The sequence below is a fragment of the Brevundimonas sp. M1A4_2e genome (genome assembly GCF_053345555.1).
The window spans coordinates 1-16,210 of the sequence record NZ_JBKFAI010000009.1; the positions used below are offsets into that span (position 1 = coordinate 1).

12 protein-coding genes are annotated in these 16,210 nt (G+C 59.5%); 11 read left to right on the plus strand and 1 reads right to left on the minus strand.

The window, feature by feature from the left end:
* Positions 1 to 318: 318 nt before the first annotated feature.
* Positions 319 to 2,523 (minus strand): AGE family epimerase/isomerase, encoded by a 2,205-nt coding sequence (locus ACLBV5_RS14580; protein ID WP_278069798.1) that lies wholly within the window; start codon positions 2,521 to 2,523, stop codon positions 319 to 321.
* A gap of 133 nt (positions 2,524 to 2,656) precedes the next feature.
* On the opposite strand from ACLBV5_RS14580, the gene argB reads away from it, so the two are divergent.
* The 11 genes from argB to ACLBV5_RS14635 all read left to right on the plus strand — a co-directional run bounded on the left by argB (position 2,657) and on the right by ACLBV5_RS14635 (position 16,133).
* Positions 2,657 to 3,586: an acetylglutamate kinase gene (gene argB, locus ACLBV5_RS14585; protein ID WP_025978669.1), complete on the plus strand. Its 930-nt coding sequence runs from the start codon at positions 2,657 to 2,659 to the stop codon at positions 3,584 to 3,586.
* On the plus strand, positions 3,583 to 4,293 hold the full coding sequence (locus ACLBV5_RS14590; RefSeq protein WP_134581662.1) for a pyrimidine 5'-nucleotidase: 711 nt from the start codon (positions 3,583 to 3,585) through the stop codon (positions 4,291 to 4,293). Before argB ends, ACLBV5_RS14590 begins: the two co-directional genes overlap by 4 nt.
* The gene (dapD, locus tag ACLBV5_RS14595) at positions 4,290 to 5,159 is read left to right on the plus strand and encodes a 2,3,4,5-tetrahydropyridine-2,6-dicarboxylate N-succinyltransferase (RefSeq protein WP_278069799.1); all 870 of its coding nucleotides are present in this window, start codon (positions 4,290 to 4,292) and stop codon (positions 5,157 to 5,159) included. Before ACLBV5_RS14590 ends, dapD begins: the two co-directional genes overlap by 4 nt.
* A 341-nt stretch (positions 5,160 to 5,500) precedes the next feature.
* Positions 5,501 to 7,600 (plus strand): S8 family peptidase, encoded by a 2,100-nt coding sequence (locus ACLBV5_RS14600; RefSeq protein ID WP_447606122.1) that lies wholly within the window; start codon positions 5,501 to 5,503, stop codon positions 7,598 to 7,600.
* Between the two features lie 263 nt (positions 7,601 to 7,863).
* Positions 7,864 to 8,592 (plus strand): ABC transporter permease, encoded by a 729-nt coding sequence (locus ACLBV5_RS14605; protein ID WP_278069801.1) that lies wholly within the window; start codon positions 7,864 to 7,866, stop codon positions 8,590 to 8,592.
* Between the two features lie 30 nt (positions 8,593 to 8,622).
* Entirely contained in the window at positions 8,623 to 9,783 is a 1,161-nt protein-coding gene (locus tag ACLBV5_RS14610; RefSeq protein WP_278069802.1) for a chain-length determining protein, read from the plus strand.
* On the plus strand, positions 9,783 to 10,454 hold the full coding sequence (locus ACLBV5_RS14615) for an ABC transporter ATP-binding protein (protein WP_447606123.1): 672 nt from the start codon (positions 9,783 to 9,785) through the stop codon (positions 10,452 to 10,454). The genes ACLBV5_RS14610 and ACLBV5_RS14615 overlap by 1 nt, the downstream gene beginning before the upstream one ends.
* The gene (locus ACLBV5_RS14620; protein ID WP_278069804.1) at positions 10,439 to 11,302 is read left to right on the plus strand and encodes a hypothetical protein; all 864 of its coding nucleotides are present in this window, start codon (positions 10,439 to 10,441) and stop codon (positions 11,300 to 11,302) included. The genes ACLBV5_RS14615 and ACLBV5_RS14620 overlap by 16 nt, the downstream gene beginning before the upstream one ends.
* A 64-nt stretch (positions 11,303 to 11,366) precedes the next feature.
* Positions 11,367 to 13,115, plus strand: a complete 1,749-nt coding sequence (locus ACLBV5_RS14625; protein WP_278069805.1) for a glycosyltransferase family 4 protein — start codon at positions 11,367 to 11,369, stop codon at positions 13,113 to 13,115.
* A gap of 344 nt (positions 13,116 to 13,459) precedes the next feature.
* A complete protein-coding gene (locus tag ACLBV5_RS14630) occupies positions 13,460 to 14,611 on the plus strand; it encodes a glycosyltransferase family 4 protein (protein WP_447606124.1) in 1,152 nt (383 codons plus the stop codon).
* An 88-nt stretch (positions 14,612 to 14,699) separates the two neighbouring features.
* A complete protein-coding gene (locus tag ACLBV5_RS14635; RefSeq protein ID WP_447606125.1) occupies positions 14,700 to 16,133 on the plus strand; it encodes a class I SAM-dependent methyltransferase in 1,434 nt (477 codons plus the stop codon).
* The last annotated feature ends 77 nt before the right edge of the window (positions 16,134 to 16,210 follow it).

Here is a 16,210-nt window from a genome sequence, read left to right on the forward strand (position 1 = left end):
GGTCGCCGAGGCTTCCGTATTGATGTCGTCGATGATGTGGTAGCCGGCGTCGATCGCGCCGTACCAGCCATCGGGCTCAGCCGATGCTGCGCCGGCCGACAGGGCCAGGGCGGCCGCCGCGCTCGACGCCAGGATCAAACTCTTGACACGCATGTGATGCGGCCCTCCGAGATCTGTTGACAATTGGGCGATATTGCAGGGTCACCGCCTAGGGTGACCCTTACCAGCGTCGCCATATGCGGTCGAGCACGAAACGGTTGATTCCCGCATCATGCAACCGCACAGTGTTCTAAAAGCTACAACAAGTTAACTTGCTCCTTAACTCAGAGAAAGTGCGGCAGCGTCGCCCTTCAAGGTTGCTGCTTCAGCTACCTGGGTAAAAGCAGAGACGATATGGTACAAAGAGCTAGCAGGCGACGCCTCTTCAATGAACCGGCCGCTTTCAAGTCTCTTATCTCGCCAAAGCCCATCGTCCGTAAGATACGTCCAGACGGCGCGCTGGGCGCGAGCAGCCTCGGAAAGAAAACGAGCTTCATCGGCCGGGCATAAAGCTGCAAGAAGCAGAGACGCCTTGAGCCACTCTGTCTGAGGCCAGAGCCGCGCACGCCGCTTACAAATGTTCCCATCCTCGTCCATGGCATCCACGGCGACTTGACCCCAAACCTCCACGCCTTCAAGCCCGCGGTAAAACAAGGTTTTTGCGGCTGCGAGCCAACGCGGATCACCTTCATGCCGGTATAGCCGCCCCAGCAGCCAGGCCCACTCGAATTGGTGTCCAGGTTCGACAAGACGCCCGGATTCTCCCGAAGCTGGCATCCAGTCAGCTTCAAAGAACTCTCTCAATCGACCTGTCTTTGAATCCATAAAAACATTGACCGCCAAGCTTGCGACCTGCTCAGCAAGCGCCTTCCATGCCGGATCGTAGCTGACTTCCGACCACGCCAGAGCCGCCTCCAGCAGGTGCATGTGGGCGTTCGACTGGTAGGGCTGATCTCCCGCTTCCACGATGGCACCCGATTGGTCTGCCATCTTGAGCAGACGAATTCTCACGTCGCGGGCAATAGCTTCACCCCGCCCCGCCCAATCGACGCCCGCTTTCTGCGCGGTCGCTAGCGCGAGTAGAAGAAAAGCCTGATCGTAGACCCGGAAATCATTGTCCAGAGGCGAGCCGTCATGCGCCACCAACGTTCGCATGAGGCCGTCAGGACGCAGGAAGGCCCGCTCCAAATATGAGAGTCCCGCAATGACATTCTGACGCCACGCTCCTTGCCAGCCAAGCAGGCCGGCCTGCGCGAAAACATAAATCTGTCGAGCTTGAACGCGCGCACGTCTCTCCGCCGCTACAGTTCGCCCATCAAGATTGAGCAACTCTGCAAAAGCTCCATTCTCAGACTGCCCAACGGACGACCAAAGCGGCAATGCGCGCAAGCGCAACCACTCACTAAATCTGCGCGATCCAACCTCGAGCGTCTCTACTTCCGGCTGAACAAAATCCATGTGCTGTGGAGAAGACTTTCGCAGTCTTTCCACCACCCTCTTCACGTCTTGAGCTCGAGCCAGATCGCATACCAAGACCGCGTCGTCTTCGACCACAATGCCCAGGTTTCGAACCCCCAACGCCGCGACGACCACGCCTTCGGGTGCGCGAGCCATACACCCCTCAGCGTCTTCGAAGATATGGCCGCCGAACTCCCCTTCGCCGGTTGCGGCGACCGCGTCCCAGGCCCCCAGATCCGACCATTGGAAATCCACCGGCATGACCCAAGCGCGCTGCGTACGCTCCATCAAGGCATAGTCGATCGAAATCTTGGGCGTCGAACGAAATTCGACGCCTAGTTCGACGACTTCGCCCGAACAGCCTTCAACCGACGCCATCGCCGCCTGAAGAACATCGGGAGCATAATGGGCGAGCTCAGAGAGAAGAATTTTAGCAGAAATTATAAAGTTGCCACTGTTCCAAAGAAAACCTTTCTTAATGTATTCCTGCGCTACAACTCGGTCTGGCTTCTCTACAAACTGCCGTACTGGGGCAATGCCATCCGCCGCCGCCTGAATATAACCATAAGCTGTCGAGGGCTCTGTCGGCTTGACGCCTAGAGTGACGATATGCCCCTTCGACGCGCATTCGCTTGCCTTCCGTACCGCATCGCAGAAGGCGCGATGGTCCGGAATGTGATGATCTGACGCGACAAAAATGTTCACGCCGTCAGCGTCGTGCTGTTCCGTCCATGCGGCCGCCGCGGCCATCGCGGCTGCTGAATCTCGCGCCTCCGGCTCAAGGAGAACTTGAGCAACGACATCGATTTCATGGAGCTGTTCTAAAATGGCGCCTCGATGCGCCTGGCCGCCAATAACAATTATGCGCCCACCGTCCGAAACCAGCGGCTGAGTTCGTAAAACTGCTTCCTGAAAAAGGGAGCGGTTACCTGAAAGCGGAATGAACTGCTTAGGCCTTGAGGGGCGAGATGCCGGCCAAAGCCTGGTTCCCGCACCGCCGCACATAATGACAGGATATAATCTCATGCGTGGATGCCTAATTTGAGTCGCGTCGAAGAAAGTACCCGATCACAGAATTACGAAAGAATGACAACCTCGCTCACTTCACCAGCACCTTGCCCGTGACTCCCGCGCCCTTGCCCGCTATCGAGCGCGCACCATGATAGAGACTGATCGGCAATCCGAGGAACGCGGCTGGGAGACGGCGAAGACGCTCGCTGAGGCCCTGCCCTATATCCAGGTGTATGACCGCGAGACCGTGGTCATCAAATACGGCGGCCACGCCATGGGCGAGAGCGCCGTGGCCCGGCAGTTCGCCGCCGACGTGGTGTTGCTGAAGCTGATGGGCGTGAACCCCGTGGTCGTGCACGGCGGCGGGCCGCAGATCAGCGCCATGTTGGACAAGGCGGGCGTGAAGTCGGCCTTCGTCGACGGCCTGCGCGTAACGGACAAGGACACCATGTCGGTGGCCGAGATGGTCCTGTCCGGCGCCGTGAACAAAGAGATCGCCCACTGGATCACCGTCGCCGGCAAGGAAGCCGACGTGCGCGGCGTCGGCCTGTCGGGCAAGGACGCTGGCCTGCTGACGGTCGAGAAGACCAAGCGCACCAAGCGCGACCCCGACAGCATGATCGAGCATGAGGTCGATCTGGGCTTCGTCGGCGAGCCGACCAAGGTCGATCCCAAGCTGATCAAGGGGCTGATCGCCTCCGAGACCGAGGACTGGGTGCCGGTCATCGCCCCCATCGGGGTGGCCGAAGACGGCCTGACCTATAACGTCAACGCCGACACCGTCGCCGGGGCCGTCGCCGGCGCGCTACACGCCAAGCGGATGCTGCTGCTGACCGACGTGCCGGGGGTCAAGGGCGCCGACGGGGAGATCATCCGCCAGATGACGCTGGAAGAGGCGCAAGGCCTGATCGACGACGGCGTCGCCACCGGCGGCATGATCCCCAAGCTGGAGACGGCCATGGCCGCCGTCCGCGCCGGGGTCGAGGCCGTGGTCATCCTGGACGGGCGACGTCCGCACGCCATGCTCGTCGAACTGTTCACCGAGCACGGCGCCGGCACCCTGGTGAAGGCGAAGTGACGGCAGACGCTTCGGGCGGGCCGCTCGCGGCGAGCACCGAGATCGGCGCCGACCTGCGCCACGTGCGGTCCTGGGTGTTCGACCTCGACAACACCCTCTACCCGCCGGAAAGCCAGTTCCTGACGCAGGTCGAGCAGCGCATCAACCAGTATGTGGTGCGCACCTCGGGCCTGCCGTCGGCCGAGGCCTTGAGCGTGCAGAAGGGTTATCTGCACGACTACGGCACCTCCCTGGCCGGGCTGATGCTGCACTATCAGATCGACCCGCACGACTTCCTGGCCGAGGTGCACGACGTGCCGTTGGACGTGCTGACGCCCGATCCCGGCCTGCACGCGGCGCTGGAGCGGCTGCAAGGCCCGCGCCTGATATTCACCAACGGCTCGATCGGCCACGCCCGACGGGTGATGGAGCGGCTGGAGCTGACGCGCTTCTTCGACGGCGTCTTCGCCCTGGAGGACGCCGACCTGATCCCCAAGCCGGACCCGCGCACCTTCGACAAGATGCTGGCCCGCTTCGGCGTCGATCCGGCGACCGCCTGCTTCTTCGAGGACACGCCCAAGAACCTCGAACCGGCGCACGCCATCGGCATGACGACCGTCCTGGTCGGGCCCAAGGCCTTCACCGCCGAGGGCGACCACATCCAACACCGGGCCGCCTCCCTGGGCCCCTTCCTGGCTGCCGCCATGCTTGACGGAGATCCGCAATGACCGACCTGACCCGCCTGGAATCCGTGATCGAAGCCGCCTGGGAAGATCGCGCCGAGGTATCCTCGGCCACGCGCGGCGAGGTGCGCGACGCCGTCGAGACCGCCCTGGCCCTGCTGGATTCCGGCCAGGCGCGCGTGGCCTCGCGCGGCGAAGACGGCGTGTGGACCACGCATCAATGGCTGAAGAAGGCGGTGCTGCTGTCCTTCCGCCTGAACGACAACGTCATCATGCGCGCCGGCCACGCGCCGACCCTGCCGCTGTCGGCCGATCACCCGGCCGCGGTCGGCCCCTTCTGGGACAAGGTGCCCAACAAGTTCGGCGACTGGAGCGCGGCCGACTATCAGGCCGCCGGCTTCCGCTCGGTGCCCGGCGCCATCGTCCGTCGCGGCGCCTATGTCGGCAAGAACGTGGTGCTGATGCCCTCCTTCGTGAACATCGGCGCCTATGTCGACGAAGGCTCGATGGTCGACGCCTGGGCCACGGTCGGCTCGTGCGCCCAGATCGGCAAGAACGTCCACCTGTCGGGCGGCGCCGGCATCGGCGGCGTGCTGGAGCCGCTGCAGGCCAACCCGACCATCATCGAGGACGGCTGCTTCATCGGCGCCCGCGCCGAGGTCGCCGAGGGCGTGATCGTCCGCGAAGGCGCGGTCCTGGCCATGGGCGTCTATCTGTCGGGCTCGACCAAGATCGTCGACCGGGCGACCGGCGAGATCTTCCGCGGCGAGGTGCCCGCCTACTCGGTCGTGGTGCCGGGCGCCCTGCCCGACCCGAACGGCGGCCCCAGCCTGTATTGCGCCGTCATCGTCAAGCGCGTCGACGCCCAGACCCGCGCCAAGACCGGCGTGAACGAACTGCTGCGCGACTGATCTCCAGACCGTCGGTCACGAAAACGCGCAGACGAAACAGGCTCGTCAATCTCTCTGAAACAGGCCTAATGGCTCAATGGGTTTCGGGAGAGGGAACCATGACTGTTCATCGTCTGCGCCGCATCGCGATTTCGATCAGCATCCTGGGCCTGCTGGCGACGCCGCTGGCGGCCTGCGGCGGAGGCGGAGGCGGGACCGGAGGCGGGATCGTCACGCCAACGCCGCCACCGCCGCCACCGCCTCCACCGCCTCCACCGCCCCCCCCTCCTCCGTCGCCGCCGCCGCCGCCCCCTCCGCCGATCCCGTCGGAGACGTCGCGGGAATATCAGCGCAACTGGGGCGTGGCCGACACCAACGCCATCGCCGCCTGGCGCACCGGCGCGACCGGGCGCGGGATCACGGTGGGCGTGGTCGATTCCGGCATCCGCATGAATCACCAAGATCTGGGCGTGAACATTTCGCCCCGATCCACGGACATCGTGGCCGGACGCAACGAGCGTGAGGGTGAGGACCGGCACGGAACGCGGGTGGCGAGCGTCATCGCCGCGCCCTTCAACAATTACGGCACGGTCGGAGTGGCCTTCAACTCGACCATTCTGTCGGTCCGGGCCGACGTCAGCGACTGTACCGATCCGGACGACACGGTCTGCTTCAAGAGCAGCGACCTGGCGCGGGCCCTGGACTATGCGGTGCAGAACGGAGCGCGGGTGATCAATCTGTCGCTCGGCGGCGAGAGCCCCCTGGGCGCCCAATTCGAGGCGGCCTTGCTGCGCGCGATCAATGCTGGCGTGGTCTTCGCCATCGCCTCGGGCAATGAGGAGGGCGCCAATCCCGAATGGCCCGGCCGCTACGCCAGCGATCCCCGGTTCGCCGGCGCCATCATCGTCACGGGGGCGCATGACCAGGCCCAGCAGATCGCCGCCTTCTCCAACCGCGCCGGCGTGTCGCAGAACGCCTTCCTGTCCGCGCCCGGCGTCGACGTCATTGTCGACTGCGAGGACGAGGGCTGCTGGCGGGTGAACGGCACCTCCTTCGCCTCGCCCGCCATGGCGGGGGCGCTGGCCCTGCTGCTGGAGGCCTTCCCCAACCTGACCGGACGGCAGGCCATCGACATCCTGCTGCGCACCGGGCGCGAGGCGGGCGATGCGGGAACCGACATCGTCTACGGCCGCGGCCTGCTGGACATCGCCAGCGCCTTCCAGCCGGTGGGCGCGACCTCGGCGCCGATGGCGACCGGGGCGGCGGTGAATATCGCGCTGGAGCCCGGCGCCCATGTCGGCGGACCGTTCGGCGACGCCCTGGGCCGCACGGGGGCGCTGAGCACCATCGCCTATGACGAATATGAGCGGCTGTTCCGCGTGGACCTGGGCGCCGCCTACGGCCCCGCGCCGCGCCGCAGCTATCAACCCAGAAATCCGACGCCGATGCAGCAGTCGCAGGTGACGCTGGATGCGCCGGGCGGGACGCGTCTGTCGCTGGCCGCCGCCACGCAGGTGGCCGTGCCCGAGCCGGTGGTCGCCCGCTACACCCCGTTCGACGCGCCGTGGCTGGGCGACGAGACGCGCAGCGAGGCTCTGTTCGACGTGCAGGCGGGTCGGCTGTCCCTCACCGCCTGGCAGGGTCAGGGCGGTGCCAGTTCGCCCTTCCGCAGCGGGTCCGGCGACGGCTTCGTCGCCCTGACCCAGGCGGACCACGCCCTGCGCGGGGGGCTGAAGCTCGGCGCCCTGACCTTCAGCGCCGAGACCGGGTCGGGCGACCGCCGCGCGCCGCTGCGTCCGGTCGAGCGCGACGCCTCGACCTACGCCCGCGCCGGGCTGGACTGGCGTTTTGCAGGCGAGGAGCAGGATCGCGGCGGCCAAGACCGAGGGGGCCTGTCGTTCAGCGTCGGGGCGCTGGACGAACGGATGGGGCCGCTGGGCGCCTATCTGCCGACGCGCTCGGACTTCGCCCTGCCGTCGCGCACCCGCTTCGCGGCGGTCGGGGCGGATGTGGCGCTGGGGCGCGGTCTGATCGTGTCGGGCGAGGCGGGCCTGGGCCGCACCGAGCTGGAGGGGCGGTTCCTGCATCTGTCGGCCCCGGCGCTCAGCTCGACCTGGCGCATCGCCCTACAGTCGGCCTGCCCGTCCTGGTCCTTGGCCAAGGCGCTGGGCTGCAGCAGCCTGAGCTGGGAGATATCCCAGCCGCTGCGGATCGAGGACGGGACGTTCAGCGCCTTCCTGGCCGACGCCCCGCTGGAGTATTTCGACCCGGTGACCTTCTCGGAGCGGCGCTTCTCGGCCGCGCCCTCGGGGCGGCAGATCGACTTCAGCGTCCGCAGCCTGCACGCCCTGCCCGGCGGGTCGTGGCTGCAGCTGGAGGCCGTGGCCAGCCGCGAGGAGCAGCACCGCGCGGGTGCCCCCACCGGCTACGCCCTGCTGGGCAGCTGGCGGCGGGGATTCTGACGTACAGCTAGAGGATCATGTCTCTGAAAATGCCGAAAGTGGGCAACACCTGGCGCCGGGCGATAGCGGGGGCCGGTCGCGCTCGCCCCGCCAGCTGCCGCGCACTTACGCACGCCCTAATGACTTTATGGACGCTCGCCACAAAAAACGTGTAGACGCCATGGTCTATCCGAAGACGAAAGCGCCCCGCTGAACTCCCCGCCATCGGCCTCTAGAGCGATCGACCTCTAATGATAAATCACGCTAGGATTATCGGCGCCCTGATGATGCGGGAGACGAGCACCCGCTTTGGTCGTGAAGGCATCGGTTTCGCCTGGTTAATCCTAGAGCCGCTTATCTTCTGCCTTGCCGTCCTTGTTCTATGGACTTTGACAAAACCCGATTACTCGAACGGCATCAAAGTTTCCGCATTCATGATGAGCGGATATATGTGCCTAATCCTCCTGCGGCACATGGTGACATATAGCCTTTCCGCATTGCAGGCGAATATGGGGCTTCTTCACCACAGATTCGTCTCGCCCATTCATATATTCGCGGCTCGAAATCTTCTGGAATTCGGCGGCACAACCATCGCTTTTGTCTTCGTATACGCCATACTCATGTCCTTGGGGGAGATGAGCCTGCCAAAAGACATGATTTTGGTTTATTCTGGATGGGTTCTTTTAACCTGGATCGGCCTAGGTTTCGCACTTTTGCTTACCGGACTATCAATGCGATTTGAGATTTTGGAGCGTATTGTGGGACTCATGACCTACTTGCTCGTTCCATTCTCCGGAGCATTCATCATGGTTGCATGGATGCCGCATCAATTTCAGGAGCTTTTTCTTTATATCCCCTTCCCGCACCCAATCGAAATGTTACGGGCTGGCATATTTGGTGAGTTTGTGGAAACTCACTACAATGTAGCATACGCCTTTTTCTGGGGACTTGGCATGAACACCATCGGGATCATCCTCATCGCCCTATCCCGAGACCGGATCGATGTCGAATAATTATGAACGTTCAAGCAAAGTATACGACCAATGACGCAGGTTGAGATTGAGTATCGCGGCCCAAGCTCAGACAATAACGAAGCAAAAACCAAGTCTCGCCAGTGGTGGAGCAAGCTTCCTGTTAGCTTCCTAGGCGTTGTCGTGGCTCCGACGCTGGCAGCTACCGTCTACTTTACCCTAGTCGCCACCCCCCAATACGTCTCCGAGGCTCGCTTTATCGTCAGACAGCCATCCCAGCCGCAGCCGTCTGGCTTGGGCGTCGCCCTCCAGGGTATCGGCCTGCCGGCAGGACAGACGGACGCTTTCGCCGTGCACGAGTACGTTCTGTCTCGCACAGGCATGCAGGGCTTGGCTAAAGATATCGACCTCCCGCAGGCTCTTCGCGCCAACCATGCGGACCCCCTTGCTCGATATCCCCGGCCCTGGGAGGGACGGTCGCAAGAAGATCTGTTCAAGGCCTACCTGAGATTTGTGGAGGTAGGGTATGATAGCTCGACGGGCATCAGCACCCTTCGCGCCCGGGCTTTCCGTCCTGAGGACGCACGGAGAATGAGCGCGTCGCTGCTCGCCCGCAGCGAACAGCTGGTAAACCAATTGAACGACCGCGCGGCGTCAAACGCCGTCCAGGAGGCGTTGCAATCGCGTGATGACGCCATAGCGCGGCGCGATCTGGCGCAACGCAAGCTAACCTCATTCCGTAACAGCTCCGGGATAATCGATCCGAGCCGCACAGCGTCCGAAATGACCCAGCTCATTGGAGGGCTCCTGGAGCAGGTAGCCGTGTTAAAAGCGGAGAAGGCGCAAGTGGCGTCACTCACGCCCAGCAGCCCACAGATCGAGGTTATCGATGCGCGCATACGCGCCTATGAAAATCAGATTTCGATAGAGCGTGCGAAAATGGCTGGCGCCGCGGGCTCCTTGGCGCCGCAGGTTGGCGGATACGAAGACCTTCTTCTCGCAAGAGAAATTGCGGACCGAGAAGTCACCCAGACAACCGCAGCCTATATTTCCGCTCGAAACGAAGCCCGGCGCCAGCAACTCTACCTGGATCGGATCGTCGAGCCCAACCTCCCGGACAAGTCGACCGAACCCCGCCGGCTGATCTCCATCCTCATCGTGCTCATGTCCACGCTCAGCGTTTATGGGCTGGGGTGGCTAATATGGGCGGGCATCCGGGAACACCGTCAATAATGGCCGCCGAATCCAATTCGCCAGGTCTTGTGGTAAAGGGGCTCGGTAAAAAATACCCGCAGTCGAACCGCCCAGTGTTCGCAGACATCTCGTTCAATCTTGAGCGAGATGGCCGCCTCGCCATTCTCGGCCGCAACGGACAAGGCAAGTCGACGCTCATCAAAATTTTGGGCGGAGCTCTTAAACAAAGTTCTGGCTACATAAAATGGGACATGACCTCGTCTTGGCCTATTGGCTTTGGAGGAGGCTTTCAAGGCAGCCTTACCGGACTCGACAACATTAGATTTCTGGCGCGCATCTACCGGAAAGACTACCGTGAGCTCACTGAACTAGTCGATGATTTTGCTGAATTGGGTCTTGCTCTAAAGAAGCCCGTTAAGCAGTATTCGGCCGGCATGCGCGCCCGCCTTGCATTCGGCCTGTCGCTAGCCATTGAGTTCGACTGCTATCTAGTCGACGAGCTGGTTGCGGTGGGCGACGCAAGATTTCAGCGAAAATGCCAAGAGGAGCTTTTTGAACGTCGCGCCCACCGGGCATTTTTGATGGCTTCCCACGACCTCGCCATGATCAAGCAGAATTGCGATCGCGCTCTGATAGTCGAGGGCGGCCGCGCCAAGATGTTCGCTGATATTGAAGAGGCGGTTGATATATATTCATGGCTGAGATCCTGACCCCTTCTCGTAGAACGTGCGCTATCGTCTATTCGCCGTTTCCAGACGCCAACACATGGCGCGCACAGCTAGATCAATCTGCAGCTAGCAACGGATGGACCGTCCGCGACGCATCGGCCCTCTCACCGGAGCAGGCAGCCACGCACGGGATGCTGATCACATGCGAGAGCATTGAACAGGCGCTGCCCTACACCACAAATATTTTTCTCGTCTCGGCGTCCCCGAACCATTGCGCCGATTATCTAGAAACTGTTGCCTCGATCGAGCCCATGTATGCGGTACAGTGGACCAGCAGGCATTTTTCTTCGTTGCATGAGCGATCCGACATTGGCTGGACCACGCTCGATCCCTACAAAAATTACTCGCCTGAAGAGACCGAACTGTCGTTTCCCATCCAATCCCTGGCGGCGACAGAAGTGCCGAGCCACGAGGTGCTCGATATGTTTCGCGTCCTGCCAGTGCCGGCCGGCTCACAATTCGACTGGCCCGAACGTGCTCTTTTTGAGGAGTCTCAGAATGGTGGCGAATTTCGGCCTCTGACCGGGCGCCGGCGATGCTTGACCTTCGGGCCAAACATCGTCCTCCCCCGTGGATTATGGCGGCTGGACTTCGACCTGGAGCTGCGCACCGACCATGATCCGGTCCTTCTCTCGATCGACTGGGCGCCTGTCGACGCGGCGGATGCAGGAAAGCACTTTTCGCTCGCCGCAGGCATCCATCACGTTTCCCTGAGGCGTCACTGGAAGTCGGGTGAGGTCAATACCCTTCGCTTGATCCTTGAACGACCGCGCATCGATGGATGGTGCCGATTGGGAAGTATAAAAGCGACATATATGGCCGACATATAAATACATGCCCATGGAACGTCCCCGGCTTGCACTAGTCTCTCCCGTTCCTCCGTCACCGACAGGAGTGGCCGACTACGCAATCGATCTCTGCGCCGCCCTGGAGATCGATTACGCGGTGGAGATCGTGACCGAATCCGTCCCGCCAGGGACCTTCGTCACTAGCCTTTCTCGCGCGGTGTCTCCCGCGGACTTTCTCCAAAAACAGCGTAATCACTATGACAGAGTGCTGTATCAGATCGGCAATTCTCGTTTTCACATATATGCTTGCGAACTTCTTCATCGCGTCCTGGGTGATGTCGTTCTTCATGACATCGTTCTTTCCGACCTTCTGACTGCCGCGCTCTGTGGGAGCGAAGAGCTCGATCATGTCACCATGAAAGACGCGCGCGTGCCCCACGACGTTACTGGTACGGCTGGCTACTCCATTGAATTCATAACGCAGCGTGCCAAGAGCGTAATTGTCCACTCCGATCACGCAAAGAGACTCATATCAAGCTCCGTAGATTCACAGAAAATACATTTTGTCCCTCAGATTCACCATATAGTTAGAAAAGACCGAGAAGTTTCGAGGTCTTTTCTTGATATTTCTAGCGACAAACTACTTGTTTGTTCGTTTGGAATTGTCTCCCCCACAAAATTGCACCACCTGATCGCCCATGCTGCGGACATTGCCTACCGCAAGGGGGCCAGAGAGCTAGTTCTCGCGTTTGTTGGAGATGCACCGGGCAAGTACGGACAGGCGCTGCGGCGTCACGCCCGAAATGCACCCTATGAGTTTCGCATAACCGGGCGAATCTCCAAGGACGTGTACGAGGACTACCTCGCCGCCGCCGACATCGCCATTCAACTTCGAGGAAGCTCGAAAGGTGAGAGCTCGCGTGCTGCCTTGGACACCATGTCTTCTGGGATTCCGACCATAACAAACCCGGTCGGATCTATGGCTGAGTTTCCCGACGATTGCACATATGCGATCGCCGCGAGCCCCAATCAGAAACAGCTTGGCGACGCCATTCTGACCCTCAGAAACGACAAGGATTTTCGACTTCACTTAGGCGAGCGCGCGCGCACTTACGTGGAGAAACGACACAGCGCAACAAGCGTCCGCTCCCAACTTAGAAACATATTTGCCTTTGAGCCAGACAGCAAGGATGTAGAGCGTGGTCGAGGGCCATTGTGCATAGACGCAACTGATTTGGCCCAGATAGCCGATCCCGAAATTCGGTCAGCGGCGTTTAGAAGCATCGCTTACCACCTCCAGGACACGGGCGCGGCGCCCAGAGGCATCGTATTTGGCATCCCCTCCCCCGATGGAGCGCCTCCCGAAATCCTTCCGTTGTCTACCGATGGCGCAATCATAAAGAGCGAGGCGTTCTGTCGACCTCGCAGAACATGCTCCGTGACTGACTGGCGCCCCACTCCGCGAGAATCGGAGCAAGTGAATGCAAGATTCCTGGCGGTTACATCGCCAGAAGAATATGACGCGATAGCTCAGGCGATCCATTCATTATCGCTAAACGTCAAATTTGAAAGAATTATTCTGGATCGGGATAAATACGACAGGCCCGGTGAACCCGACGATCCCGTCTCCACGAAGAAAGGAACGACGATTCTTATCTCTTCGTCAGTGGCACTATCCGTTTCATACCTTATTGAAATTCATCGGCATCACACCGGCACCATCTTCTGCGAAGATTCATCTCCGCTAAGACATTTTTTTGGCTCCCGCGCCATTTATGCCCCGGAAAACATATCATTCGCCGCATCATGCACGATGCTAATGCTCCGCTCGCAACTCAACCTCACAGACCGATGATACCTAAAGTCGCAACCACCTCGACGAGAGACCTGTGAAAAACTCCACGAGTTTCCGGCGGATTCTAGCACGCCGCACAAGAGTTCTGCGCGGCCGCCTGCCCAAGCTGTTCCGCCCTGCCGCTGCGGAAAGCCGCGTCACCCGAGAGACGAGCATCAGCCAGGACGTTCTGGAATTTCGCGCGCTCCAGGCAGGATGGCAGCGTTATCTGCCGTCCTTTATAGAAGCTATGGCCCAAGTTGAGCAGCTAAAGGCCGAGGTAGCGTCTCTAAGAGAGCAACAGGTCAGACTTGAAGTCGAGCTTAAGCGCCAATCTCAGGCCAATCCCTAGACGCCGAATCCCGATGGATAGCCCATCCAATCCCGCTAATGTAGCGCTAGTCGTTCCGTCTCTTTTCCATAGAGATGGAATTGGCCATGCTGTTTTATCGACAAGACAGGCGTTAAAGGAAAGCGGCTTCAACGTCACCGTATTCTGCCGAAAATCCGACTTCGAGGACGCCGACATTGTTCTTTTTGATACTGCGTTATCACTTGCCGTAAACGAGTCATACCTAAAGTCAGATATAATAATTTTCTTTGTCGGTATAGATCATCGGATATTCGATATAGTGTGGATGGGGAATGGAAGGGCATTGAAAATAGTACGGTTCCACAACATTACCCCCAACGTAATCGCAAATGATATTGTAGAATCATCATCAGAGTCAGTACAAAATAGCTACCCATACTTCATAAATAGCGCGGATGTCATATGGTGCGATAGTGAGTTTAATAAACGCTCAGTAATTGCCCACAACGTCGCTGCTGAGGTTATACCTCTGCCTGTTAGAAACATAAAGCCGTCTTCGACACGATGGTCGGCAAAACGTCTAATTAAAGTTATTTATGTGGGACGTCTAGTTAAATCGAAGAATGTAAAGGACCTTCTTCTTGCCGTAGAAATTCTGTCTGCCGCAGTTGCATTTCCCGTCCAGCTAACTTTAGCAGGCTCATCCCGTCATGCTGATGCCGCCATCCTGGAGCTGATCCGGGATCAGGCGAGCAGGGCGGCCGGATCATATCGCATTCAGCTCAGGCTCGATTTATCCCAAGCCGCCCTCGACCGCCTCTATCGCGAAAGCGACATATTTGCGACAGCGTCGCTTCACGAGGGTTTTTGCATCCCCGTGCTGGAGGCTCTCAGCGCCGGAGCACTCCCCGTCACCTACTCAAACAGCAACCTCAAGTACATCGGAGGCGGCCTTGCCGTGCTTAGCCACAGTGATACCCCGAATGCGCTGGCAGCCGCCCTGGAGGAGGCCAGCCACATGCTCCTGAATCGACCAGCAGATGATCACGAGCCTTACCTAAAAGTGCAGGCCGGCACGTTTAGCTTTGCGGAGTTTGACATAGCTGCAGGAGCTTATTTGCAGAATTTCACTCTAAAAGCTCTGGGTTCGCAAATGATTCGGTCTATAGATAAGAAGATGAGGACGCGAGCGAAGGCGCGCTAACAACGCGTCGCTTCTAACGGTGCCGAATTGGCCATAAGCCATGACGCCATGGAGCTCTTGCTAGAGTTCAAGATGGAGATTGGACGAAATGGATACGCTTCGGCAGTATTTTTTGCGCCTGGTTAACAAACTTCGCGCGCGAAGCTCCGCCTTCAGGCCCACATCCCCGCCTCTTATCTGCCCCGAAACCGGGAACGACCTGCTCTCGAACGGATCGGTGTTAGTCGATAGGCGACACGGACGGAAGTACGACATTATGCACGGGATTCCTTTGCTGGTGCCCGGCACGAAGGCCGCTTCATCCGGGCAGGCCCCAGGCTCAGAACTTGCGGAAATGATCGCAAGAGAATATAATAATGTGATCGATATCGAAGCGATTAGATCCGTCCTTAGCACTCGGTTTGTTTTTCGAGAACGTTGGATTCAGATAGAATCCGACCAGTTTATTGATCGGGTGTTCAATAGCAGCCAAGTCGTTCTGTCCGGAACTCCAGCCGACACGATCGACATCGATATGTTCGATGTTGTGCGGGGCGATCACAGCTTAAGCTGTATTTTCGATCTGGAAAGAGTTCCTACGTCCGCCGAATTTTCTATGAATGTAACACTGCGGAATGGCGGAGACATGGTGATAGACTCATCCGGCGCCTATCCATTTCTCATCGGGTATCGCTGGTCCCGAGACATCGGCGGCAGCCAAGACCCGGAGACCTTGGAAGGACATAGAACGCCACTATTGTGTTCCATTAAACCCGGCCACTCGATGACAATCCCAGTCGCTATTGCGACACCGGGCGTGGAGGGCAGCTATCGCCTGGATATAATGCCGCTTCAGGAAAATGCGCTATGGTTCACGGACGCGTGCATCTCGTTCAACGTCCAGGTGAGCGACAACGCAGTTTTCCCCCCCCCATCTTCGTGGCGGCAGACTAACGTCCATAGATCTTACAATGAAGACCACGTTGAGGCGTTACGATTAGCCGAGCTATGGATATCCAATCGCTTCACCGGGCGAGAGCTAAACATCGTCGAGGTTGGAGGCAACGCCAGCCCGATGATAGCCGGTCTGGATTATATTAATCGCATCAACTTCGATGTTGACCCTTACGGTCTTATGATCGGAAAATATGCAAACGCCAATCACGTCACAGTAGGCGGTAGCTATCCGGTCGACTTTGTCCTGGCCGACGGGCTCAACCTACCCATCAAAGACGGGTGGGCGGACGTTATCTGTGTTTTCTCGGCATTTCACCACTTCCCAGATCCAGTCGAACTTTTGAGGCATTTCGAGACTAAACTCTCAGAAAACGGCTTAATACTGCTGATGTGCGAGCCCGTTGGACATGTACATCGCAACGGCATTGACGATGGATACCTTGCTGAGCTTTGCAAGGGAGTGAACGAACAGAGTTTTGCTCTGTGGGAGTACGAGCAGATATTCGAAAAATCGCACCTTAAGGTCTACCGATCGCAACAAGATGCTGGATCTCTAAAGGTAGCCCTATCTCGAAGAGGGCCCTAGTGGCTAGGAACCAGCACCAGCGGAATCATTGGCTGATTCTGGCGGCGCTCCCTGATGCAACAACAGGTTGCCCGCCC